The sequence below is a fragment of the Bradyrhizobium sp. CCGE-LA001 genome (assembly GCF_000296215.2).
Classification (GTDB): domain Bacteria; phylum Pseudomonadota; class Alphaproteobacteria; order Rhizobiales; family Xanthobacteraceae; genus Bradyrhizobium.
Genome location: NZ_CP013949.1, coordinates 3,749,407 through 3,773,212 on the forward strand (window position 1 = coordinate 3,749,407; position 23,806 = coordinate 3,773,212).

Consider the following 23,806-nt stretch of genomic DNA (forward strand, 5'->3'; position numbering starts at 1 on the left):
ATCCGGGATCAGGATTGATGACGTTCATTACGGCGCGTGAGACGGCGCGGCGAGGATTCCTTGAGCGACTTTCCACGGCCAGACAGACTCGGATTCGTCATGAAGTAGTTGTGGACGTTGAAAGGCTCGTCGCCCTTCGCGGCCTTCATACGCGTTGAGGACCCGTCCGGCAACAATTGCCAGCTCTGCTCGTTGTCCTTCAGGTTCGCGACCATGATCTGTTCGAGAACCTGCTGATGCACCGTGGGATTTTGCAGCGGACACAACACCTCGACGCGGCGGTCGAGGTTGCGCGGCATCATGTCGGCCGAGGAGATATACACAGCCGCTTTTGCGCTCGGCAGGCCCTGACCCATGCCGAAGCAATAGATTCGGCCGTGTTCCAGGAAGCGTCCGATGATCGATTTGACGCGGATGTTCTCCGACAGGCCGGGAATTCCCGGCCTGAGGCAGCAGATCCCGCGTACCACGAGTTCGACCTGAACGCCGGCCTGCGAGGCCTCGTAGAGCGCGTCGATAATGTCGGGGTCGACCAGCGCATTCATCTTCATCCAGACCGCGCCGGGACGGCCGTGCCGCGCATGCGCGGTCTCGCCCTGGATGTGCTCGATGATGCGCTTGCGCAAGGTCAATGGCGATACCGCCATCTTCTCCAGATCGCTCGGCGCGGCATAGCCGGTGATGAAGTTGAACACGCGCGCCGCGTCGCGGCCGATGGTCGGATCCGAGGTGAAGTAAGAGAGGTCGGTGTAGATGCGTGCGGTGACCGGGTGATAGTTGCCGGTGCCGGTATGCACGTAGGTCGTGAGGTTTCCGCCTTCACGGCGTACCACCATCGAGAGCTTGGCGTGCGTCTTCAGCTCGAGGAAGCCGTAGACGACCTGTACGCCGGCACGTTCGAGGTCGCGCGCCCAGCGGATGTTGGCTTCTTCGTCGAAGCGCGCCTTCAGCTCGATCAGCGCGGTGACGGACTTGCCGGCTTCGGCGGCCTCCGCAAGCGTGCGCACGATCGGCGAATTGTTGGAAGTGCGATAGAGCGTCTGCTTGATCGCGACCACGTCGGGGTCGCGCGCGGCCTGTTGCAGGAACTGCACCACCACGTCGAAGGACTCGTAGGGGTGATGGACGACGAGGTCCTTCTGCCGGATCGCGGCGAAGATGTCGCCGCCATGCTCGCGCACGCGCTCGGGGTGACGCGGCACATAAGGCGTGAATTCGAGGTCTGGACGGTCGAGGCGCGTCAGTTGCGAGAGCTCGTTCATCGCCTGCACGCCGTCGACCAGGAATACCTCGTCGTCGGCGGCCGACAGGGCATGCTGGACGAAGCTGCGTAGCTCCTCCGGCATCTTGGCGTCGATCTCGAGCCGGATCACCGACCCGCGGCGCCGCCGCTTCAGTGCTGTCTCGAACAAGCGGACGAGGTCTTCCGCCTCTTCCTCGATTTCGAGCTCGGAGTCGCGGATGATGCGGAAGGCACCCTGGCCGTGCAGATTGTAGCCGGGGAACAGGCGGTTGATGAACAGGGCGGTCGCCTGCTCCAGCGAGATCAGCCGGACGGCCTTGCCCTCGGCGGGCAGGCGGATGAAGCGGTCGATCTTGCCGGGCATGCGGATCAGCGCGTTCATCTGCCTGCCGTCGGCGGCACGGGTGAGCTGGAGCGCGATGGTGAAGCCGAGGCTCGGAATGAACGGGAAAGGGTGGGCCGGATCGATTGCGAGTGGCGTCAGCAGCGGGAACACGTTGTTGAGGAAATAATCCTCGATCCAGGTCCGTTCCGCCTTGGTGACCTCCTTGCCTTCGACCAGCACGATGCCGACCTCGGCGAGCGTGCCGCGCAGATCGCGCCAGATCGCCTGCTGGTCGGAGGCAAGCTCGGAGACGGTGCGATTGATCAGAGCGAGCTGTTCGGAGGGCGTCAGGCCGTCGGGGCTGCGTTCAGCAATGCCCTCGCGCACCTGGGCCTTGATGCCGGCGACGCGGACCATGAAGAATTCGTCGAGGTTATTCGCCGAAATCGACAGGAATCGCACCCGTTCCAGCAGGGGGTGGCTAGGATTGACCGATTCCTCCAGGACGCGGCGGTTGAAATGCAGCCAGGAGAGCTCGCGGTTGATGAATCGCTCGGGGCTGGAGGCGATCGCCGGCAGGCCCTCAGGTTCCTGGGCTTTTTCTTTTGTCTCAACAGCTTGCGCGGAATCCATCAGAAGTCGGTCCATCCAGTTCGCCTCACTTTGCGACTTATGCGCAAAACCGGCCGGAGCATGTGTTAGAGCGATGACGTTTCGATGACATTGATGTTCCGCCGCTCCGCCGCGTCAAGCGGCCTTGGTGGCCCAGCGCAGGCCGGTCAGGCGTCGCGGAGCAGCTCAGCCGCCAGCGCCCGGGTGACTGGGCGGCCGAGCCGCAGGGCCTCGCTGTCGAGCAGCTCCACGGCCCGGCGGGCGGCCGCCGACGATCGCTCCAGCCGGGTGGCGAGATAGCCGACCACGCTCTCATCCACGGTGAGCTGCCGGTCGGCGCAGAATTTGACGATCAGGCCACGGAACAGCTGGTCGTCGGGCGGCAGCAGCGCGACAACAGGCACGGCGCGCAGACGCGAACGCAGGTCGCGCAGCTCGATCTCGAGCGAGGCCGGCACCTCGCGCCCGGTGAAGAGGACGTAGGCACCGTCCTCGCGGGCGAGATTCATCAGGTGGAAAAGGGCGCGCTCGTCGAACGCCTTCGCCTTGAGGTCCTCGACCACCAGCGCTCCGGTGGCGAGCGCACCCGGGACAGCCGCAGCAGTCAGCGCATTGGCGATGGTCGAGCGGGCGCCGGCCTCTTCGGCCCAAATCGCGGCAAGGTGGCTCTTGCCGCTTCCCTCGGGTCCGGCCAGCCACATGATCCGGTTCGGCCATTCCGGCCAGCTGTCGATCAGGCCCAGCCCGGCCGCGTTGGCCGGGCCTTCCAGGAAATTGTCCCGGCTGAGGCTTTCCGCGTGCGGAAGCGAAAACGCCAATTGTCGGGGGTGAACGCGGCCTGCCACGCTTGCTTTGCTCCGTGCCGGCGCGCCGGCTTCAGCTTGAAGATTCGATCCTATCCGGCGCGAGTTGGCCTTTTGCGGGGCCGCTTCGCAGCTCATTTGGCCTCGATCGTGCTCATGTGCCGCAGCCACTCGACAAGATAGAGCGACACGGAGGAGAGCGTGAAGATCGTGACGAGCCCCATCAGGATCATATCATAGGGGGCCGGCTTGAAGCCGAAAGCAAGCGCCGCCAGCACCAGGGCCGCGAACGCCACCTGAGCGACGGTGTTGAGCTTGGACACTTTGGACGGCTTCATCTCGACCGGCCGGTCGAACAACCAGGACACGATCACGGCAGCGACGATCATGATGTCGCGCGAGACCACCAGGATCACGATCCAGCGCGGGATCGCGCCCCAGATGCCGAGCGCCATGTAGATCGAGACCAGCAGCGCCTTGTCCGCGAGCGGATCAAGCAGGGCGCCGAGTTCGCTCGTCATGTTGAAGCGCTTGGCCAGGAAGCCGTCGACGGCATCGCTGATGCCGGCAACCAGGAAGACGGCGAACGCCACCTCCATTTGGCTCGACACGATGGCCCAGACGATGATCGGGACCAGCATGATGCGGCCTAGGGTAATGATATTCGGAATACTCACGCAGCGCTTCCCGGCACCGGTCTGACCTCGAATCCGGCCCGTTACAGGCTGAACCGGTTGATATGTCTACATAGTATAGGGCGGGGCGCCATGCGAGCCATTGCGCGTCCACGGAATTCGACGTAACCAGCCGCAAACCCACTGGAAATCGGGCATGACCGACCGCAAAAACGGCCTCACTTACGCCGATTCAGGCGTCGATATCGACGCGGGCAACCGCCTCGTCGACCTGATCAAGCCGATGGTGCGCGCCACCGCACGCCCCGGCGCCGACGCCGAAATCGGCGGTTTCGGGGGTTTGTTCGACCTCAAGGCGGCCGGCTTCAAGGACCCGGTCCTGGTCGCCGCGACCGACGGCGTCGGCACCAAGGTCAAGATTGCGATCGATACCGGCCTGCATGGTGGCATCGGCATCGATCTCGTCGCCATGAGCGTCAACGACCTCGTGGTGCAGGGCGCCGAGCCACTGTTCTTCCTGGACTATTTTGCCTGTGGCAAGCTCGATCCGGAGGCCACCGCCGCGATCGTCGCAGGCGTCGCAGAAGGCTGCCGGGAATCCGGCTGCGCCCTGATCGGCGGCGAGACCGCCGAGATGCCCGGGCTCTACAAGGACGGAGATTACGACCTCGGCGGCTTTGCCGTCGGCGCCGCCGAGCGCGGTACGCTGTTGCCGCGCAAGGACATCGCGGCGGGCGACGCCGTGATCGGCCTCGCCTCGTCGGGCGTGCATTCCAACGGTTTTTCGCTGGTGCGCAAGATCGTCGAGCAGTCCGGTCTCAGCTTCGAGGCGCAGGCGCCGTTCGCGCCCGTGATGACGCTCGGCGGCGCGCTGCTGACGCCGACCAGGCTCTACGTCAAATCCTGCCTGCGCGCGATTCGCGAAACCGGCGCGGTGAAGGGGCTCGCCCACATCACCGGCGGCGGCTTCACCGACAACATTCCGCGCGTCCTGCCGAAGCACCTCGGCGTCGGCATCGACCTCGCGCGCCTGCCGGTACTCCCCGTGTTCAAATGGCTGGCGGCGCAGGCCGGTATTGCCGAGCTGGAAATGCTGCGCACTTTCAATTGCGGCATTGGCATGATCGCGATCGTCGAGCCTGACAAGGTCGACAAGGTGATTGAGGTCTTCACCGATGCCGGTGAGACGGTGGCGCAGCTCGGCACCGTGATCCCGGCCGAGGGCGAGCACCGCGTCGTCTATAACGGCCACCTCGACATGGCACTGTGATGACTGGCGCTGTGATGAAGCGCCGCGTCGCCATCCTGATCTCCGGGCGCGGCTCCAACATGGCCGCGCTGATCAAGGCAGCAGGCTCGGCCGATTTCCCGGCGGAGATTTCGCTCGTCATCTCGAACAAGGCCGATGCGCTCGGGCTGGAACGGGCGAGGGCGAGCGGCGTCACCACCGAGGTGATCGAGAGCAAGCCGTTCGGCAAGGACCGCGCCGGCTTCGAGAAAGTGCTGCAGGCAGCCCTCGACCGGCACGGCATCGAGCTGATTTGCCTCGGCGGCTTCATGCGCCTGTTCACGGCCGAGTTCACCAAGGCGTGGTACGGCAGGATGCTCAACATCCATCCCTCGCTGCTGCCGTCCTTCCCCGGCCTCGACCCGCATGGCCAGGCCCTGCGCGCCGGCGTCAAGCTGTCAGGCGCGACGGTGCATTTCGTGATCCCCGAGACCGATGCCGGCCCGATCGTGATGCAGGGCGCGGTTCCCGTCAGCGATCACGACACGGGCGAGACGCTCTCGGAGCGCATCCTCGAAGTCGAGCATCGCATCTATCCCGAGGCACTGCGGCTGCTGGCTATGGGCAAGGTCCGGATTGAAGGCGATGTGTGCAGGACGGCGGGGAGCTCTGCGTCGGAGAATTTTTTGGTTGCACCGGTGGTGGGCTGAGCGGGGTACCTCAGGCTTACTCGATGTAACCTGTCGCCTCGCCATTGCGGACATATCCGTAGATTCCGAAACCCGCAGTCGTTTGCTCTCCGGCAAAGCGGATGCGGCATAAGACTGCGCGGACAAGTTCACGTTGATGCGCCGTCTCGACCGATAGTTCAGCCCATTCCATCCAATCCCACCCGCTGCTGCTCCAGTGATAGAACCATTCGCCGTCCCACTGGCTTAGGTTTCCCGTTTCCAAGTTCTTGCAGCGAAATCGAGGTTGGTCGGAGGGGGGTAAGCGTTAGCACCGCCTCCCGCAACTCGCGCCATTTTGTGTCGTTGGCGACCGAATAGTAGTCGGACTGCCGAGCCATATGCCCACCCCAAACAAAATCCCCCGGCAGAGCCGGGGGCAACGTCATGATCTCTCGCGGTTCAGCCCTGAGAAAAATCAGGAGACCTTGAGGTTCTCCGCGGATGATTTCCCGCGGTTCTCCACGAGGTCGTATTCAACCACCTGGTTTTCGTTGAGGGTCGAGAGCCCGGCGCGTTCGACGGCCGAGATATGGACGAACACGTCCTTGTCGCCGCCGTTCGGCTTGATGAACCCATAACCCTTGGTCGGGTTGAACCATTTGACGGTGCCTTTTTGCGGCATCGCTAGTCTCCTCCACTAGATAGAAAAACGACGCGGCCGCTTTTTCGCGTGCCACGCCACAAACGGGCTTCCGGAAGTCTGTCGAGTCTCATCGTCGCGAAACGCACAGCCGCGCGGTCAATTCCGATTGTGACCAATATTGCAACATGAAAATCGCGCGTTAGCAAGCAGAGCGCGAATTTCAAGATCGGACCAGGCTTCTCCGTCTGCAATTTGCGACCTGTGGCAGCGGAACCACAATCGAGCCAATAGGCTCGATCTTGGCGCGCCGAGCGGTTGACCCTCCGCGGCAGTTCGGCGCAAATCGGCGCAGACCGTGTTGCATTTTCGCGCCGCCATTTGCTTTGGGATTGATCGTCATGTGCTGCACGTCGCAGCTCTCCGGGACACGGCAGGTGATTGGAGGAGCCCGGACTCGCCGGACGACGGCCAAGGTCGCGAGCATCGTCGTGTTAATCCTGGTGACGACGCCCGCTTATGCCCAACTCGTCCCGCCGCCGCCTCCCACCCCGTCGGCCAATTCGGCCAATGACGATCAGTCGGCCGGCAACAGTGCGCTCAATCTCGGCTCGAATTTCCTGGAGCGCCTCGGCAACCAGGCATCCGGCGGCGTCAACCGGGCGTTCCGCAGCAATCCCGGCGGCGGCGGCGCGTCGGCGGCCACCGAAGATCCGCGCTACCGCACCTGGTTCGAGGGCTACGGCATCTCGGTGCGAACGGACGCGCAAGGAGACTTCGTCGGCGACAAGCGCAAGACCTTTGGTGGCGTCGCCGGTTTTGGCGCGCGCGTTGCGCCCGGTGTCAATCTCGGCTTTTCGGTCGATCAGAGCCACACCGACATCGACGTGCCGCTGGCGCTGCAGTCGGCGACGCTCGACCTGACCCAAGTCGGTTTTAGCGGCTCGGTCGACAAAGGCCCCTGGACCTGGGCATTTGCGGTGGTGCATGGCTTCGGCAAGGTCCGCTCCAGCCGCGACACCGGCCTCGGCCTTGCGACGGCGGGCTATCGCGCGGCGGTGGACGGCGCGCTGACCGAGATCAGCTACTACTGGACCAAGGACCAGATGCGCATCGTGCCCAAGGGGGCGCTCGAATATGTGCGCGCCACCAGCGCCGCGTTCCAGGAGGCCGGCGGCCTCGATCCGCTCAACGTCGGCGCGACTGCGCTGTCCCGCGCGCGGGTCATGATCGGGGCCGAGATCGGCCGCTACTTCATCATCGACCAGAGGATCCTGGACCTGTCTGCCTACGGCAAGTTCGTCGACAATTTCCACCAGGATCTCGGATCGATCCAGGTCAGCCTGGGAGCCCAGAGCATCGTCGTTCCCGGCATCGGCGAGAGCCGTTACGGCGCGGATGCCGGCGCCTTAGCCTCGCTCAGTCTGACCAACGTGGCGCGGCTCTATGTCAATTACGACGGCAAGTTCCGCAGGGAGCTCACCTCGCACCAGGGCACGGTCGGCTTCGAATACAAATGGTAGCTCACGCCGGCGTCGCCGCCACATACCCCGTCAGCCCAAAACCTTCGCGGGCGGCCGTCATCATCGGCACCAGCGCGTTCGGATGGATGAACTCGTCGCGGAAGCAGGGATAGGTTCTGGGATCGAAGATCTTCTTCAGCCAGTCGACGACGATCTTGTGCCGTTCGGAGCTGCGGAACTCCTTGTGATAGGTGAGCCAGAGATCGGCATGGTGGCTGACGCCGAGATCGACGGCAACGAGCGGTGCGCCGAGCGCGATCGACACCGTCGGCAGGAAGCCGATGCCGGCGCCGCGCTCCACGGCATAGAGCACGCCGACCGAAGAGTTGGTCTTGATCCCGACGATGCCCTCCAGCGATTGCAGCCCGAGCACGCGGGCATAGGCGCCGTCGTCGACCTGCGGCGCGCTCTGCTTGATGATGCGATGGTTCTTCAGTTCGGCCAGCGTCGCCGGCACGCCGTAGAGGTTCTCGTATTCCTTGGAGACGAACGGATAGATGTGGAGACGGCCGAGCTTCGCGACGATCAGATCCGGATTGGTCGGCGGCTCGAGCTGTATAGCGATGTCGGATTCCAGCCGCGCGACGTCGGCCTGTTCCATCGCGCAGCGCAGGTCGACGGTGATCTTGCGATAGGTCTTCTGGAAATCGATCAGGCGCGGCAGGATCCAGAAATTGCCGGGCCCCTCTGTCACCGCGACGCGCACGGTGCCGGCGGCGTCGCTCGACGAGCGCGAGGCGCGGCGGAAGACGTTGAAGGCATGACGCTCCATATGCGCGACGTCAGCGATCATGGCGGTGCCTTCGTCGCTGAGCGTGAGTCCGCTCTGGTCGCGCAGGAACAGCTTGCAGCCGATGTTCTCTTCGAGCCGGTCGATCCTGCGCATCAGGGTGGTGGAGGTGAGCCCGAGCTCTTCGGCCGCATTGCGAAAACTTTTATATTTTGCGCACGCTAAAAACAGCTTCAAATCGTCCCAGGACGCACCCAGGGCTTCTTCACGGTGCTGCATCATCGCAGCACCCCGGTGCAATAACTGCTGCATACTCCTGATCCCCAACCGCTAAGGTCGTCCTCGTAGCGGGGTACGAAAGCCGCAAACGATAGAGGGACGATACCGGTATGGAAAGGGGCTCGTTTGCCGCAAGGCATGATTTCGACGCGCTGCCGCTGAGCGCGGACGTCGATGTCCGTTGCGCGCATTTTTCCGAAATCGCCGCGCTTTCGGAGATGGCGCATCGCCTGGTGCCGGGGGTGCAGATCGGCTCGGCGGAGCTTGCAAGATATTTCACGTTCGATCCCGAGAGCATCCTGACCTTCAGCCGGAACGGCCAACTGCTCGGTGGCATGGCCTTCTTGTTCCTCAACGAGCGCGGGCACGATGCGCTGCTGCTCGATGAGATCTGTCTTACAGCGCCCGAAACGCACTATCTCGCCTCGGCGAAGGACGACGTTGCGGCCATCTACATCTGGGCGATCGCGACGACGGGGCGCGGCATCGCCGGCCTCGGCAAGGCGGCGGCTCATCTGCGACAGCTAAGGTTTCGCGGCGCCGATTGCTATGCGCAGCCGTCAACCGTGGCCGGACGCGACATCATGAGGGCGACGGGCTTTGCCCCGGTCCCGAGCTTCCAGCCCGACCTATGGTGCTACGAGCGCCCCTGGCACCGCCAGCCGATGCACATGCCGGGTGCGATCATCCAAGCAAGGAGCTTTGCAGATGCACGGTACTAGAATTCCTCTCGCCAAGCCCGACTCCCGCGCCATCTCGATCCGCCTTGCGCGCGACCCCAGCGATCTCATGCTCGTCACCGCCATCCGTTCTGCGGTCTATCTCGCCGAGCAGGATTGTCCGTTCGAGGAGGAGTTCGACGGCAACGACATGGTCGCCGCGCATTTCATTGGCTTCGTCGGCAGCGAGCCCGCGGGCTGCCTGCGGGTCCGTTTCTTCGGCGATTTTGCCAAGGTGGAGCGCCTTGCAGTGCGTCACCAGCACCGCCGCTCGCGCGTCTCGTTCAAGCTGGTGCAGGCGAGCGTCGACTACGTCAAGCGCAAAGGCTTTCGCAAGATCTACGGCCAGGCGCAGGACCGGCTGGTCGATTTCTGGGCCCATTTCGGCGCCAAGCCGCTCGGCCACAACCGCAAGATCACTTTTTCCGACTTCTCCTATACGGAGATGCTGCTGGAGATCGAGCCGGGACCGGACGCCATCACGCTGGACAGCGATCCCTATGTGATCATCCGGCCCGAAGGCGATTGGGATCGGCCGGGCGTGCTCGACGCCTCCGCGGGACGGGCGGTGACCTCGCCGCTGCGGGACCTCGCGCTCGCCGACCGCTGAAACAGGTGCAGCCAAGCGCAGGACAATGCCGGTTTCCATCCACGACGATCCGCCGATCCTGGTCTGCGCGGATCTCCAGATCGAATATCTCACCCCCGGGCGTCGCCACGTCATTCTCGACGGCGAAGCCGCCACCGCGCGCTGCCTGGAATTGCTGACGCTGTGGCGCAGCAATCTCTGGCCGGTAATGCATCTGAAGCGCATCGCGCAGGCGGCCTGGTTCAATCCGGCATCCAGGCTGACCGATTGGATCGCAGAGGCAAAGCCGCGTCCTGGCGAAATGACGTTCGAGCATCCGCTGCCGTCGGCCTACAGCTCGTCGCGGTTTGTGGACTACATGTCCAATATCCGCAATGTGCGCTGCGTTCTGGCCGGTTTTTCCCTCGACGAGACGATCCTGGCCACCGCCGTGGACGGGTTTCACCGCAGCCATCGCTACGAGGTGGTCACCGACGCCGTGGCTTGCCGTCAGCCGGGCAGTGGCGATGCCGCCGCCTACAAGCGTGCAGTAGTGAATGTCGTCGGGAATTTTGCTACGATCCAATCCAGCGCCGAACTGATCAGAACCAGCGGCGCCGTTGCGGTGTAGGCGGCCGCGATCGGCGGATGGGGTTGCGACATTGTCACGGGGAGAACAGCTCAAGGAGCTGGCAAGCGATCTGTCGCGTGCCGTCGAAGCGGCGCGCCGGGTCGGCTTGCCCACAACGGTCTATCTGCTCTCGATGGCGCTGGTCGAGGTGAGGGAGGCCGTCGCCGACGACGATGGGCATCACGATGATGCGGCCTGAGAGCCGTTGGAATCCCGACATGCGGCTTTGTGCAACGCTGCTGAGCGCTTGCTGCCGGCGAATTGGCGTTGCAAGCTTCGTTTCACCGCAATAGCCAAGTAGCTTGGTCTTCCAAGTCACTTGACCATCAAGTGATGACGCCGGCCATGCCGGTGACGTCACGACCGTAAGGATTCCTGCAATGTCCATGCTGCCCAATTCGCAAGAGGCCCGGGATGTGGCTTACCAGCTCCATCCCTACACCAACGCACGCACCCATCAGCAGGCCGGCCCGCTCGTGATCGAGCGCGGCGAGGGGCCGTACGTGTTCGATGCGTCGGGCAAACGCTATTTCGAGGCGATGGCAGGCCTATGGAGCGTCGGGCTCGGCTTCAACGAGAAGCGTCTCGTCGAGGCCGCGCACAAGCAGATGCAGGCACTGCCGTTCTATCACACGTTCTCGGCCAAATCGCATGGGCCCTCGATCGACCTCGCCGAGAAGCTGGTCGCGCTCGCGCCTGTGCCGATGAGCAAGGTATTCTTCACCAATTCCGGCTCCGAAGCGAACGACACGGTCCTGAAGCTGATCGCCTATCGTTCGAATGCGCTCGGCCAGCCGCAGCGCAAGAAGGTCATCAGCCGGATGCGTGCCTATCACGGCGTGACCATTGCCTCGGCCAGCCTCACCGGCCTGCCGAACAATCACCGCTCGTTCGACCTGCCGCTGCCGAACATTCTGCACACCGGCTCGCCGCATTTCTACAAGGACGGCGCGCCCGGTGAGAGCGAGGAGGCGTTTGCGACGCGCCGGGCTGAGGAACTCGACGCGCTGATCCAGAAGGAGGGACCGGATACGATCGCGGCCTTCTTCGGCGAGCCCGTGATGGGGGCGGGCGGCGTCATCGTGCCGCCGGCGACCTATTGGGACAAGATCCAGCAGGTCTTGAAGAAGTACGACATCCTGCTGGTCGCCGACGAGGTGATCTGCGGGTTCGGCCGCACCGGCAAGATGTTCGGTTGCGAGACCTATGGCATCAAGCCCGACGCGATCGTGGTCTCCAAGCAGATCACCTCGAGCTATTTCCCGCTGTCGGCGATCATCCTGAACGATCGCATGTTCGAGCCGATCGCGGACGAGAGCAACAAGATCGGCGTGCTCGGCCACGGCTTCACCGCGGGCGGCCATCCCGTCGGCTCGGCCATTGCGCTGGAGAACCTGAAGATCATCGAGGAACGGGGCCTTGTCGCGCATGCCGCTGAGCTTGGCGGGTACATGCAGGCCAAGCTCCGCGAGCTCACCAGCCATCCGCTGGTCGGCGAGGTCCGCGGCGTCGGCATGATCGCAGCGATCGAGCTCGTGCTCGACAAGGGCCGCAAGACGGCAGCCGCAACGCCCGGCGCGGTCGGCGGCATTGCCAGCCGCATGCTCCAGGAACGCGGCGTGATCTCCCGCAACATGCTCGATGCTATCGCCATTTGCCCGCCGCTGATTTCAACCAAGGCCCAGATCGACGAGTTGGTCGCCGCGATCTTGGGCGTGCTGAACGACATGAAGGGCGAGGTGGCGAAGCTCACGCCGGCGTAGGCCGCGCTGCTGCGTCGAAATTTCGTCATTGCGAGCCAACGGGTCCGCGCGCGGCCCGATGACAGGCTCCGCGAAGCAATCCAGAATTCCTCCTCGGAAATGGTCTGGATTGCTTCGTCGCAAGAGCTCCTCGCAACGACGATGGAGGGAGCGGAGCGGTCCGCTAGGCCCGCTGCACCCCGATCACGCGGCCTTTCTCGATCGCGAGCGCCAGCTCGCCGCGCTTCAGTTTCAGCGCGGCATCGCCGAACAGCTCGCGGCGCCAGCCGCGCAGCGCCGGCACGTCGGCCTCGTCGTCGGCTGCGATCTCTTCGAGGTCGTCGACGGTGGCGATCACCTTGCTCGCAACGGCATGGCGCTCCGCGGTCATGCGCAGCAGCACCTTCAACAGCTCGACGATCGCCGCGCCATTGTTGTTGTTGCGCGGCTTCTCCAGCTTCGGCAGCGTGGAGAAATCTCGCGCTAGCCCGCGCGCGACCGCGGCGACGATGTCCGCGCCCCATTTGGATTTCTCAAATCCCTTCGGCACGGAGCGCAAGTTCGCGAGCTTCTCCAGCGTGTTCGGCGCATGGGTCGCGATATCAGTGATCGCCTCGTCCCGTAGCACCCGGCCGCGCGGCACGTCACGGCTCTGCGCCTCCTGCTCGCGCCAGGCCGCGACCTCCATCAGCACCGCGAGGTCCTTGGGCTTGCGCACCCGCGTCTTCAGCCGCTCCCAGGCGCGCTCGGGGTGGAAATCGTAGGTCCTGGGGGAGGTCAGGACCTCCATCTCGATGGAGACCCATTCGCTGCGACGGCGTTTCTTGAGGTCGGCGTCGAGCGCTGCAAATACGTCGCGCAAATGGGTGACGTCGGACACCGCGTAATGCATCTGCTCCTTGGTCAGCGGCCGGCGCGACCAGTCGGTGAAGCGATGGGTCTTGTCCGGCCGGTGTCCGGTGACCTTCTCCACCAGCTGGTCGTAGGCGATGCTATCGCCATAACCGAGCACCATCGCGGCGACCTGGGTGTCGAACACCGGATGCGGGATGATATTGGCCTGGTGCCAGATGATCTCGATGTCCTGGCGGGCGGCGTGGAAGACCTTCAGCACCCCCTCGTTGCCCATCAGCTCAAAGAACGGCTTGAGGTCGATGCCCTCGGCCAGGGTGTCGATGACCACGGCTTCCTCGGGGCTGGCCATCTGCACCACGCATAGCAGCGGGTAATAGGTGGTTTCGCGGAGAAACTCGGTATCGACGGTGATGACGGGATGCTTGGCCAGCCGGCTGCAGGCAGCCGCGAGGTCAGCAGTGGTGGTAATCAAATCCATGAACGGCCCATGACGAGACCATCAGCCGTTCTGCCGAAAGCGCAGTGATGTCAAGGGGCTCGATGCGAATTCGACCCTTGCATTTGGGCCGGAATCGGATCTTTCCGACAAAATTCCTATTCGTAGCGGACCCGCTGCGAGGATTTGCGGGCGCAGGGCAGCGCCACCACCAGGACGCACATGGCGACCAGAGCCAGTCCCAGGAACTCGATAACCAACAGATCCACGGCGAAATCTCCAGAAACATTGACAGATTTGTCGGGGCTGTGTTGAGGGTCTGTTAATTCCCGTGGTTACCGGCCGCGGGCCGGCCACGAATGGTGGACGAGAGGTTAATGGCTCTCGCGGGGCCTGCGTCACGTCATCAGCTTCGGCAGGGCTGCGGTGAGAGCGTCCACGGCGGCGCGGACTTTTGGCGGCAAGCGGGGTGAGCGGGGCCACAATGCGTGGCAGTCGTACAGGAATTCGGGCTGCTCCGCGAACAGACCGACCAGTGCGCCGGTCTTAAGGCGCTCGCGGACCAGCCAATAGGGCAGCCAGGCGAGGCCCATACCTTGCGCGGCGGCGTCCGCGATCGCCTCGAGATCGTCGAGCCTCAGCCGGCCTGACGGCATGATCTCGCGTGGAGGCTGGCTTTCTTGCGGAAACAGCCACGGCCGGACACGGCCCGAGCGGCGATAGATGATTGCCTGATGCGCGGCGAGATCGTCGATCGACTTTGGCTTGCCGTTGGCGCGCAGATACGAGCGCGCGCCGCACACCACCATGCGCTGGCTCGCGATGCGCCTTGTGATCAGGCCGGACTGGTCATCGAGATCGCCGGTCCGGATCGCAAGATCATAGCCGGCCTCGACGATGTCGGCGATCGGGTCGCCGAAGGAGAGGTCGAGATCGAGATGCGGATATTTGCGAGCGAGCTTCACCAGCAAGGGCGCGATGCAATGCCGTCCCAGCAGCGCAGGCATGGTCACGCGCAGCCTGCCGCGCGGCTCGGACAGCCCGTCGGCCACGATGGCGTCGGCGGCTTCGGCCTCGTTGAGCACCGCGCGGCAGCGCTCGTAGTAGGCTTGGCCAGCCTCGGTGAGGCCCTGACGCCGCGTGGTGCGGTTAAGAAGGCGGACGCCGAGGCGCTCTTCGAGGAAGCGCACATGTTTGCCGACCATCGGCCCCGACATCTCCAGCGCGTCGGCCGCTGCCGTGAACGAGCCGAGATCGACGGCCCTGACGAACACGGCCATGCTGGTCAAGCGGTCCATGATTGAAAACTCCTGGTTTCGACTGTTGGCCTATTCAGGCGATTTATCCGCTCCAGCGGGGCCAGTATAGCTTCATTCAGTTCAACTGTTTTGGAGTGTAATCCATGGCGCGCGCCGTTCGCTTTCACCGGCATGGTGGTCCCGAAGTGCTCTGCATCGAGACCGTCGACGTATCGTCGCCGGGAAAAGGCGAGGTTCAGATCCGGGTCAAGGCGCTTGGTCTCAACCGTGCGGAAGCGCTGCTGCGCAGAGGCACCTATATCGAGACCGCGGCATTTCCGTCCGGCCTGGGCCTCGAGGCGGCAGGCATCGTTGCGGCTGTTGGCGAAGGCGTCGCCGACTTTGTCCCGGGCGACGCCGTCAGTATCGTGCCGCCGCTGTCGATAGTGCGATGGCCGGCCTATGCCGAGCTCGCGACGTTTCCGGCTGAGCTCGTCGTGAAGCATCCGCCCGAGCTGGGATTCGAGGCCGCGGCTGCGGTCTGGATGCAGTATCTGACGGCCTATGGCGCGCTGGTCGACATCGCTGGACTCGGGCGAGGGGATGTCGTCGCCATCACGGCCGCGTCGAGCAGTGTCGGGCTTGCCGCCATCCAGATCGCAAACCGGATCGGCGCGGTCCCGGTCGCGTTGACGCGGACCTCGGCCAAGCGGCGCGCCTTGCGCGATGCCGGTGCCGCCCACGTGATCGCCTCGGACGAGGAGGATATCGGAGCGCGGCTGGCGAAGATCGCCGGTTCAAACGGTGTCCGCGTGGTGTTTGACGCAGTCGGAGGCCCTGCATTAGAACCGCTGACCGCGGCGATGGCGCCGGGCGGCGTCCTGATTGAATACGGGGGCCTGAGCCCCATGCCGACGCCGTTCCCGCTGGTCAACGTGCTCGGAAAGAGCCTGACGCTGCGGGGCTACCTCGTGCACGAGGTCATCCGCGATCCCGCGCGTCTTGCGGATGCGAAGGCGTTCATTCTCGGCGGGTTGTCGGACGGTTCGTTGAAGCCGATCATCGCCAGGACGTTCCGGTTCGAAGAGATCGTCGAAGCGCATCGCTTCCTGGAGTCGAACACGCAGTTCGGCAAGATCGTCGTGACGATCTAGCGCGCGCATCCCCGAAACGCATTCGGCGCCCCGCATGACGGAGCGCCGAAGTTCGATTGCGCGATAAGCCGCCGGCCTTACGGCAGCTTCAGCGATGTCTCCGCGTTGTACGGCTTGAGCGTCTCGTCCGCAGCCTTCTGGGCGGCGATGAGCGCTTCCTTCGGCTGCTTCTTGCCGTTGAGGACCAGCATCACCTCGTCCTCGAGGTTCTTGCGGACGGGGACGGTCTTGTAGGTCGCAAACCAGGGCTTTGCGACATCGAGCTGCTCCACGGCGGTCTTGGCGTCCGGGTTCTTGTTCAGGAAGTCCAGCATCTCGGGCGTCTTGTAGGCGGCCATGTTGGGCGCGAAATAGCCGGTGGCGCGGCTCCACCAGCCGCTCTTCTCGGGCGAGGTCATCCACTTGATCAGCGTCCACGCCGCCTTCTGCTTGTCGGCCTCGAGCCCGGCCGGGACGATCAGCGAGGCGCCGCCGATCGGCACCGCGTTGCGGACGTTGCGCGGGATGAAGGCGACCCTGTAGTTGAACTTGGCGTTGTCGCGCACATAGGTGAGCGAGCCCGTCGAGAGCATCATCATCGCGGCATTGCCGGAGATGAAGGAGGTGCTGACGGCAGGTCCGGGCGTCGCGCCGGGCGCATGCACCTTGTGCTTGTAGACGAGGTCGTTCCACCAGGTGAGCGCGCCGAGCATCGAGGGCGTGTCGTAATACACTTCGCCGCCGAACTCCTCGTTGTAGTAGCGCCCCCCATTGCTCATGGTGAGCGTTTCCATCATCCAGCCGCAATAGTCATAGGCGCAGGGGATCGCGATGCCCCATTGGGTCACCTTGTCGCCGTCGCGCTTGGTCAGCTTCTTGGCCCAGTCGGTGAGCTCGGCCCAAGTCTGCGGCGGCTTGTTCGGATCGAGACCGGCTTCCTTGGCCTTGTCGGCGTTGATGTAGAGCAGCGGCGTCGAATTGTGGAAGGGCACGCCGTAGACCGAGCGGTTGATCACCGCATTGCCCTGCAGCGCGGGGAAGAACTGGCCGAGGAATTGCTCCTTGGTGGTGCCGTCGGCCTTGATCAGGGCATCGAGATTGGTGAGCTCGTTCTCGATCTGCATGTCGAGCAGGAAATTCGCCGACATGATCACGGCGGCCGGCGGCTTGCCGGCCTTGATCGCGGCACGCGTCTTGATCAGCGTGTCGTCGTAGGAGCCGGTGTAGACGGCAGTCGCCTTGATGGCGGAATGGGTCTCGTTGAACTCCTTGATCATGGTGCCCATGTCGCGGGCGAGCTTGCCGTCGACGGGAACGGGGAAGAACAGGTCGATCTCGGTCGGACCTTCGGCCATCGCCGGGACGGCGAGGGCGCTTACCATGGCAAGACCCAGCATGAGCCTGCGGGAGAACAGCATCGGAAAATCTCCTATTTGATGCCTGAGGTGACGAAAGAGCTGATGAAGCGCTTTTGGAAGATCAGGAAAGTGATGAGCAGCGGCGCGATGACCATGAGCGTGCCGGCGGCGATGGTGCCCCAGGCCTGCGTGCCTTCGGCGGTCGCGGTGAAGACCGACAGGCCAACCGTGAGCGGCCGCTTGTCCGGCGAATTGATCACCATCAGCGGCCATAGGAAGTCATTCCAGTGGCTGGTGACGGAGATGATGGCGAACGCCGAGAAGCTCGGCATCGACAGCGGCACGTAGATGTGGCGGATGCGCTGGAACAGGCCGGCACCGTCGATCAGCGCGGCATCTTCGAGCTCGGTCGGAATGGCTTCGAAGGCCTGCCGTATCAGGAAGGTGCCGAAGGCGGACGCGAAGAACGGCATCATCACGCCGGTGAGCGTGTCATAGAGGCCGAGCTGTGCCACCAGGGTCAGGTTGGGCACGATCAGCAGCACCGGCACCAGCATCAGCTGCATCAGGAACAGGTAGAAGATCAGCGTCTTGCCGGCGAATGCGAGGCGCGCAAAGGCAAAGCCCGCCAGCGTGATGGTGACGAACTGCACCAAGAGGATGCCGGCGCAGATGATCGTGGTGTTGAGCGTGTAGCGCGGGAAATCGCCGATCTCCCAGGCGTCCCTGATGTTGTCGAGCGTCGGCGTCAGGCTCGGCATCAGCTCCGCCATGAGGTTGATGCCGTCGGAGGGCGGGCGCAGCGTCGCCACGCCCATCCACAGGAACGGGATCAGCCAGACCAGCGCGAGCAGCACGGTCAGCACGAAGCCGAGCTTCGGGGTGATCTCGTTTCGCGTGGCGAGCGGCGCGTCCTTCCACAGCCTGTCGATCAGCGTCATGGCCCGCCCTCGCGGTTCGCCAGCGTGCGGAAAGACAGCGCGGTGAGGCCCATCAGCGCGGCGAGCGTCAACAGCGTCGCCGCCGAGGCCTTGCCGATGTCGTAGTGCTCGACCGCTTGCTGGTAGATGTAGAACAGCACGAGATTGGTCGAATTCGCGGGGCCGCCCTTGGTCATGACGAAGACGTGGTCGACCTGCGTCACCGCATTGAGCGTGGCGATCACGATGACGAACAGGAAGGTAGGCTTGAGCTCCGGCAGGATGATGTAGCGCAGGCGCTGGAACGGGCCGGCACCGTCGAGATGCGCCGCCTCCATCACGTCCTCCGGCACGGCCTGGAGGCCGGCGAGGAAGAACAGCATGTAATAGCCGGCATTCTTCCAGATCGTGATCACCATGATCACTGACAGCGCGATATCGGGGTCGCCGAGCCAGTTCGGCAGCACCGGAAGCAGCCGGCCGATGTAATAGTCGAGCAGGCCGACATTCGGCAGGAAGATGAACAGGAACAGCGCGGCGGCCGCGACCATCGGAATCAGCACCGGCAGGAACAGCGCGGCGCGAAGCGCACTGGTCACCGCATTGGTGCGTGTGAGCGCGAGCGCAAACAAGAGCGCCAGGCCGATGCTCGGGATCGCGGTGCCGACGGCATAGATGAGATTGTTGACGACCGCTCCGGTGAAGGCGGGATCGGCGAGCACCGCACTGATGTTGTCGAGCCCGACGAAGCGGACCGGGGCCTTCGGCGTGGTGCGCTGGTAGAGCGCATCGATGAGCACGCGGCCCATCGCGCCGTAGGTGAACAGCGCGAGGAAGATCAGCGATGGCAGCAACAGCAGATAGGCCGGCAGCGAAGCCTTGAAACCGCTGGAGAAGCGCTTGAGAACGTGCAGACGCGGTGCCGCCGAGGTCGCGACCGGGAGAGCCGCGGGTTCAGCAAGGCTCATCTCACCGCCGCGAATTTGAGCGCATAGTCGCGGCCGTCCATTCCCGCGGGCGGCTCGAACGGGAAGCGCAGACTGGTGTCGAGGAAGTCGTGGCTGTGCACGATCAGGCTCTCATCGTCGATCAGTGCCACGCCGTAGGAGGGCGGCTCGTGGCTGGCCAGATGCGGAGCTGTGGGGTCGAGATCGAACCAGACCTGGTGGTTGGTGCCCTTCAGCGTCGAGAAAGGGATTTTGCCGTAGCTGCCGAAGATCGGCCGATGCACGTGGCCGAAGAAGAGATGACGGATGCGGCTGCGATAGGGCGCGATCACCTCGGCGAACTCCGCGCTCTGCTTCAGCGCGATCTCGTCCATCGCGAGCACGCCGACTGGGAAGGGCGGATGATGCATGAAGACGACGAACGGCGTGTCGGCGGGGGCTGCCGCGAGCGTGCTCGCGAGCCAGCCGAGACGCTTTGCGCACATCTCGCCGGCGTGGCTGGTCTCGTCCAGCGTGTCCAGGAAGACGAACAGCCCGTGCTCGGTGGTGCGCGTGCCCTGCACGAAGCCGTTGGCATCGCGCGGCGCAGCCTTCAGGCTGTCGAGGCAGGTAACGCGGCGATCGTGATTGCCGACCATGGCGATGTAGGGAATCTTCAGCGCGGCCATCGCTTCGGCAAAGTTGGCATAGGACTCCGGCTCGCCCCAATGAGTGAGGTCGCCGGTCACGACGGCGAAGGCGGCATCGGACTGGTGCTGGTTGATGTCGGCAATCGCCGCGTCGAGCTGGGCGCGCGGGTCAAGGCCGTAGAGCATCGAGCCGGGATTTGCGAGATGCGTGTCGGTGAGGTGGATGAATTTGAAGGGCATGGCGCTGCATCGGGACTGTCTGGAGGAGGGACGTCTCCGGCAAGACGACCTGACAGGCGGTTAGAGCGCGTGTGTTTCAGTTTGATGACAGCGGTTCCGCGGACGGGTCGTGTTCACAGGAGCCGCCGAACAGGAGTTGCATAGCGCACCGCGCATCAATCTCATGAATCAATCAGAGCGCGATGCCGATTAAGCCAGGTTCACGTCCCGCAGAACGTCTGCAACACCCGCTGGTCCGGCAGCGGCGGATCGGCGTAGGCCGCATACTCCGGCTGGTCCTCGAACGGTTTCGCCAGCACCTGCACCAGCTCCTCGAACGGCGCGAAATCGTCCTCGTTGACCGCGGCCTGGATCACGGCCTCGACGCGGTGGTTGCGCGGAATGAACAGAGGATTGACGGCGTGCATGGCGGCCTGTCGCTCAGCGGCGCTCTGCGGCTCCAGCGCGATGCGCGCCCGCCAGCGGCCGGCCCATTCGTCGAAGGCCGCGGGCTCCATGAACTGGGCGCGCACGTCGGCGCCGTCATCGGCCGCGGCCTCACCGAGCTTGCGGAAGGTGAGGGTGAAGTCGGCCTGGTTCTTGGCCATGGCGTCGAGCAGGTCCTGGATCAGCGCCTCGTCGCCGTCGCGCTCGGTGAACAGGCCGACCTTCCTGCGCAGGCCGGACTGATAGGCGGCGCTGAACTGGTCCGAGAAGGCGCCGAGAATGTCCTGGGCTTCCGCGATTGCCTTCTCCTGGTCGTCGGAGAACAGCGGCAGCAGGCATTCGGCGAGGCGCGTCAGATTCCACAAGCCGATGCGCGGCTGGTTGGCATAGGCGTAGCGGCCCATCTCGTCGATCGACGAGAACACCTGCGCGGGATTGTAGGCATCTATGAAGGCGCAGGGGCCGTAATCGATGGTCTCGCCGGAGATGGAGGTGTTGTCGGTGTTCATCACGCCGTGGATGAAGCCGACCAGCAGCCAGCGTGCGATGAGCTCGGCCTGGCGCGCAACGATAGCGGCGAGCAGGTCATGATAGGGCCGCTTCGCCTGAAGCAGGTCAGGGTAATGACGCGTGATGACGTGGTCGGCGAGCCGGCGGATCGCCTCGGTGTCGCGGCGGACGGCGAAGAACTGGAAGGTGCCGACACGGATGTGGCTGGAGGCGACGCGGGTCAGCACCGCCCCGGGCAACGCGGTCTCGCGGATGACGTGCTCGCCGGTGACGACGGCGGCGAGCGAGCGGGTGGTCGGGATGCCGAGCGCGAACATCGCTTCGCTGACGATGTATTCGCGCAGGACCGGCCCGAGCGCCGCGCGGCCGTCGCCGCGGCGGGAGAACGGGGTGGGGCCGCTTCCCTTGAGCTGGATGTCGCGGCGAACGCCGTTCCGGTCGATGACCTCGCCGAGCAGGATGGCGCGGCCGTCGCCGAGCTGGGGCACGAAATGCCCGAACTGGTGGCCGGCATAGGCCATGGCGATGGGATCGGCTCCGGCGGGAACCGTCTTGCCGGCCAGGATCTCGGCGCCTTCCGGGGTCTCCAAAAGGTCGGGATCGAGCCCGAGCTGGAGCGCCAGCGGCCGGTTCAGCTTGATCAGCCGGGGCGCGGCCACGGGGGTCGGCGCGACGCGGGCGAAGAAGCTGTCCGGCAGCGCCGAATAGGAGTTCTGGAAGGGGAAATGGACGGTCATGGGCTCAAGATAGGGCTGGAACGCCTGATGGCAAAGGCTCGGTCTTTCGATAAGCCAAAAAGGGGCCTTTCGGGTCCAAAACGGGGCGTTCCCTTGGTTGCCGCCTTGGTCCTCGTCGGGTAAACCCTGCCGCAACTTCGGACCGGTCGTTTCAGGCCGTTCGATTCGCTTCCTCCGACATTGATTTTGGGACGACCATGCATCGCTACCGGTCACACACATGCGGCGCGCTCCGCGAGAGCAACATCGGCGAGACGGTCCGCCTGTCAGGCTGGGTCCATCGCGTTCGCGACCATGGCGGCGTGCTGTTCATCGACCTGCGCGACCATTACGGCCTGACCCAGTGCGTGGTCGATCCGGACTCGCCGGCATTCTCGCTGGCCGAGAAGCTGCGCTCGGAATTCGTGGTGCGGATGGACGGCAAGGCACGCCGCCGCCCCGAGGGCACCGACAATGACGATCTGCCCACCGGGAAGGTCGAGGTCTATATCAGCGAGATGGAGGTGTTGGGCCCCGCGGGCGACCTGCCGTTGCCGGTGTTCGGCGACCAGGAATACCCGGAAGACATCCGCCTGAAGTACCGCTTCCTCGATTTGCGCCGCGAGAAGCTGCACCAGAACATCATGACGCGCGTCGAGATCATCAAGTCGATGCGCCGGCGGATGGAGGGGCAGGGCTTCTTCGAGTTCAACACCCCGATCCTGACCGCGTCCTCGCCGGAAGGCGCGCGCGACTTCCTGGTGCCCTCGCGCATCCATCCCGGCAAGTTCTACGCGCTGCCGCAGGCGCCGCAGCAGTACAAGCAGCTCCTGATGATGTCGGGCTTCGACCGCTACTTCCAGATCGCACCCTGCTTCCGCGACGAGGACCCGCGCGCCGACCGTCTGCCGGGCGAGTTCTACCAGCTCGACGTCGAGATGAGCTTCGTCACGCAGGACGACGTCTTCGCGGCGATGGAGCCCGTGATCACCGGCGTGTTCGAGGAGTTCGCCAAAGGCAAGCCGGTGACCAAGGGCTGGCGCCGGATTCCGTTCGCCGAAGCCTTGCGCAAATACGGCAGCGACAAGCCGGACCTGCGCAACCCCATCGAGATGCAGGACGTCTCCGAGCATTTCCGCGGCTCCGGCTTCAAGGTTTTCGCGCGCATGCTCGAGGACCCCAAGAACCAGGTCTGGGCCATTCCCGCTGCGGGCGGTGGCAGCCGCGCGTTCTGCGACCGCATGAATTCGTGGGCGCAGGGCGAGGGCCAGCCCGGTCTCGGCTACATCATGTGGCGCGAGGGCGGTGAGGGCGCTGGGCCCCTTGCGAACAACATCGGGCCCGAGCGCACCGCTGCGATCCGCGCGCAGCTCGGCGTCAAGGAAGGCGATGCCGCCTTCTTCGTCGCCGGCGATCCCGACAAGTTCTGGAAGTTCTCAGGGCTCGCCCGTAACAAGGTCGGCGAGGAATTGAACCTCACCGACAAGGAGCGGTTCGAGCTCGCCTGGATCGTCGACTTCCCGATGTACGAGTACAACGAGGACGACAAGAAGGTCGACTTCTCGCACAATCCGTTCTCGATGCCGCAGGGCGGCCTGGAGGCGCTGAAGGGCCAGGACCCGCTGACCATCAAGGCGTTCCAGTACGACATCACATGCAACGGTTACGAGATCGCCTCGGGCGGCATTCGCAACCACGTGCCGGAAGCGATGGTCAAGGCGTTCGAGATCGCCGGTTACGGCGAGCAGGAAGTGGTCGACCGCTTCGGCGGCATGTACCGCGCCTTCCAGTACGGCGCTCCGCCGCATGGCGGCATGGCTGCCGGCGTTGACCGCATCGTGATGCTCCTGTGCGGCACCACCAATCTGCGCGAGATCTCGCTGTTCCCGATGAACCAGCAGGCCATGGACCTCCTGATGGGCGCGCCGTCGGAGGCCACCACGAAGCAGCTCCGCGAGCTGCATGTGCGGGTGAACCTGCCGCAAAAGTGAGGGCTTCGATTGCTCTCGTGCCCCGGACGCAGCGCAGCGCTTCTTCAGCGGTGCGCTG

General features: G+C 64.4%; 23 protein-coding genes. 10 read left to right on the plus strand and 13 right to left on the minus strand.

All coding sequences use genetic code 11. The features are described 5' to 3' along the window. Positions 1-8: 8 nt before the first annotated feature. From BCCGELA001_RS17230 to BCCGELA001_RS17240, 3 genes are all read right to left on the minus strand, one after another. Positions 9-2,201 carry an RNA degradosome polyphosphate kinase gene (locus BCCGELA001_RS17230; RefSeq protein WP_060735867.1) on the minus strand — a complete coding sequence of 731 codons (2,193 nt, stop codon included), beginning with the start codon at positions 2,199-2,201 and terminating at the stop codon, positions 9-11. A 146-nt stretch (positions 2,202-2,347) separates the two neighbouring features. Further along, the gene (locus tag BCCGELA001_RS17235; protein WP_008551653.1) at positions 2,348-3,025 is read right to left on the minus strand and encodes a DnaA ATPase domain-containing protein; all 678 of its coding nucleotides are present in this window, start codon (positions 3,023-3,025) and stop codon (positions 2,348-2,350) included. Positions 3,026-3,117: 92 nt separating this feature from the next. After that, entirely contained in the window at positions 3,118-3,660 is a 543-nt protein-coding gene (locus tag BCCGELA001_RS17240) for a CDP-alcohol phosphatidyltransferase family protein (RefSeq protein WP_008551651.1), read from the minus strand. A gap of 154 nt (positions 3,661-3,814) precedes the next feature. On the opposite strand from BCCGELA001_RS17240, the gene purM reads away from it, so the two are divergent. After that, positions 3,815-4,888 carry a phosphoribosylformylglycinamidine cyclo-ligase gene (gene purM, locus BCCGELA001_RS17245; RefSeq protein WP_060735868.1) on the plus strand — a complete coding sequence of 358 codons (1,074 nt, stop codon included), beginning with the start codon at positions 3,815-3,817 and terminating at the stop codon, positions 4,886-4,888. Between the two features lie 14 nt (positions 4,889-4,902). After that, positions 4,903-5,556, plus strand: coding sequence for a phosphoribosylglycinamide formyltransferase (purN, locus tag BCCGELA001_RS17250; protein ID WP_008551640.1), 654 nt, complete (start codon positions 4,903-4,905; stop codon positions 5,554-5,556). Positions 5,557-5,572: 16 nt separating this feature from the next. On the opposite strand, the gene BCCGELA001_RS39450 is transcribed toward purN, so the two are convergent. Together BCCGELA001_RS39450 and BCCGELA001_RS17255 are read right to left on the minus strand one after the other, a co-directional pair. Then, positions 5,573-5,800 carry a hypothetical protein gene (locus tag BCCGELA001_RS39450; RefSeq protein WP_442855169.1) on the minus strand — a complete coding sequence of 76 codons (228 nt, stop codon included), beginning with the start codon at positions 5,798-5,800 and terminating at the stop codon, positions 5,573-5,575. Positions 5,801-5,992: 192 nt separating this feature from the next. Further along, complete coding sequence (locus BCCGELA001_RS17255) at positions 5,993-6,199, minus strand: cold-shock protein (RefSeq protein WP_008551638.1); 207 nt, start codon at positions 6,197-6,199, stop codon at positions 5,993-5,995. 359 nt (positions 6,200-6,558) lie between these two features. On the opposite strand from BCCGELA001_RS17255, the gene BCCGELA001_RS17260 reads away from it, so the two are divergent. Next, positions 6,559-7,680: an autotransporter outer membrane beta-barrel domain-containing protein gene (locus BCCGELA001_RS17260; protein WP_060737700.1), complete on the plus strand. Its 1,122-nt coding sequence runs from the start codon at positions 6,559-6,561 to the stop codon at positions 7,678-7,680. 1 nt (position 7,681) lies between these two features. Here BCCGELA001_RS17260 and BCCGELA001_RS17265 read toward each other — a convergent pair whose 3' ends face one another. Then, positions 7,682-8,722: a LysR family transcriptional regulator gene (locus BCCGELA001_RS17265; RefSeq protein ID WP_060735869.1), complete on the minus strand. Its 1,041-nt coding sequence runs from the start codon at positions 8,720-8,722 to the stop codon at positions 7,682-7,684. A gap of 77 nt (positions 8,723-8,799) precedes the next feature. On the opposite strand from BCCGELA001_RS17265, the gene BCCGELA001_RS17270 reads away from it, so the two are divergent. The 5 genes from BCCGELA001_RS17270 to BCCGELA001_RS17285 all read left to right on the plus strand — a co-directional run bounded on the left by BCCGELA001_RS17270 (position 8,800) and on the right by BCCGELA001_RS17285 (position 12,370). Beyond that, positions 8,800-9,411: a hypothetical protein gene (locus BCCGELA001_RS17270; protein WP_008551629.1), complete on the plus strand. Its 612-nt coding sequence runs from the start codon at positions 8,800-8,802 to the stop codon at positions 9,409-9,411. Next, positions 9,398-10,018, plus strand: a complete 621-nt coding sequence (locus BCCGELA001_RS17275) for a GNAT family N-acetyltransferase (RefSeq protein ID WP_008551627.1) — start codon at positions 9,398-9,400, stop codon at positions 10,016-10,018. The genes BCCGELA001_RS17270 and BCCGELA001_RS17275 overlap by 14 nt, the downstream gene beginning before the upstream one ends. Before the next feature lie 25 nt (positions 10,019-10,043). After that, on the plus strand, positions 10,044-10,607 hold the full coding sequence (locus tag BCCGELA001_RS17280) for an isochorismatase family protein (RefSeq protein ID WP_060735870.1): 564 nt from the start codon (positions 10,044-10,046) through the stop codon (positions 10,605-10,607). 31 nt (positions 10,608-10,638) lie between these two features. Further along, entirely contained in the window at positions 10,639-10,806 is a 168-nt protein-coding gene (locus tag BCCGELA001_RS38355) for a hypothetical protein (protein ID WP_008551614.1), read from the plus strand. Between the two features lie 181 nt (positions 10,807-10,987). Beyond that, a complete protein-coding gene (locus tag BCCGELA001_RS17285; protein WP_060735871.1) occupies positions 10,988-12,370 on the plus strand; it encodes an aspartate aminotransferase family protein in 1,383 nt (460 codons plus the stop codon). A gap of 163 nt (positions 12,371-12,533) precedes the next feature. Here BCCGELA001_RS17285 and rnd read toward each other — a convergent pair whose 3' ends face one another. Both rnd and BCCGELA001_RS17295 read right to left on the minus strand, forming a co-directional pair. After that, positions 12,534-13,682 carry a ribonuclease D gene (gene rnd / locus BCCGELA001_RS17290; RefSeq protein WP_008551610.1) on the minus strand — a complete coding sequence of 383 codons (1,149 nt, stop codon included), beginning with the start codon at positions 13,680-13,682 and terminating at the stop codon, positions 12,534-12,536. A 356-nt stretch (positions 13,683-14,038) separates the two neighbouring features. Beyond that, the gene (locus tag BCCGELA001_RS17295) at positions 14,039-14,938 is read right to left on the minus strand and encodes a LysR family transcriptional regulator (RefSeq protein ID WP_060735872.1); all 900 of its coding nucleotides are present in this window, start codon (positions 14,936-14,938) and stop codon (positions 14,039-14,041) included. Between the two features lie 104 nt (positions 14,939-15,042). On the opposite strand from BCCGELA001_RS17295, the gene BCCGELA001_RS17300 reads away from it, so the two are divergent. Then, complete coding sequence (locus tag BCCGELA001_RS17300) at positions 15,043-16,032, plus strand: zinc-dependent alcohol dehydrogenase family protein (RefSeq protein WP_008551596.1); 990 nt, start codon at positions 15,043-15,045, stop codon at positions 16,030-16,032. A gap of 77 nt (positions 16,033-16,109) precedes the next feature. On the opposite strand, the gene BCCGELA001_RS17305 is transcribed toward BCCGELA001_RS17300, so the two are convergent. The 5 genes from BCCGELA001_RS17305 to BCCGELA001_RS17325 form a co-directional block, all read right to left on the minus strand. Beyond that, entirely contained in the window at positions 16,110-17,429 is a 1,320-nt protein-coding gene (locus BCCGELA001_RS17305; RefSeq protein WP_008551594.1) for an ABC transporter substrate-binding protein, read from the minus strand. Positions 17,430-17,440: 11 nt separating this feature from the next. Further along, on the minus strand, positions 17,441-18,310 hold the full coding sequence (locus BCCGELA001_RS17310; RefSeq protein ID WP_060735873.1) for a carbohydrate ABC transporter permease: 870 nt from the start codon (positions 18,308-18,310) through the stop codon (positions 17,441-17,443). Next, positions 18,307-19,257 (minus strand): carbohydrate ABC transporter permease, encoded by a 951-nt coding sequence (locus BCCGELA001_RS17315; RefSeq protein ID WP_008551583.1) that lies wholly within the window; start codon positions 19,255-19,257, stop codon positions 18,307-18,309. Before BCCGELA001_RS17315 ends, BCCGELA001_RS17310 begins: the two co-directional genes overlap by 4 nt. Continuing rightward, entirely contained in the window at positions 19,254-20,105 is an 852-nt protein-coding gene (locus tag BCCGELA001_RS17320; protein WP_008551581.1) for a phosphodiesterase, read from the minus strand. The genes BCCGELA001_RS17315 and BCCGELA001_RS17320 overlap by 4 nt, the downstream gene beginning before the upstream one ends. A gap of 200 nt (positions 20,106-20,305) precedes the next feature. Continuing rightward, positions 20,306-21,778 (minus strand): protein adenylyltransferase SelO, encoded by a 1,473-nt coding sequence (locus BCCGELA001_RS17325; protein ID WP_060735874.1) that lies wholly within the window; start codon positions 21,776-21,778, stop codon positions 20,306-20,308. 197 nt (positions 21,779-21,975) lie between these two features. Here BCCGELA001_RS17325 and aspS point away from each other — a divergent pair, with 197 nt between their 5' ends. Further along, positions 21,976-23,748 carry an aspartate--tRNA ligase gene (gene aspS / locus BCCGELA001_RS17330; protein WP_008551568.1) on the plus strand — a complete coding sequence of 591 codons (1,773 nt, stop codon included), beginning with the start codon at positions 21,976-21,978 and terminating at the stop codon, positions 23,746-23,748. Positions 23,749-23,806 lie beyond the last annotated feature (58 nt).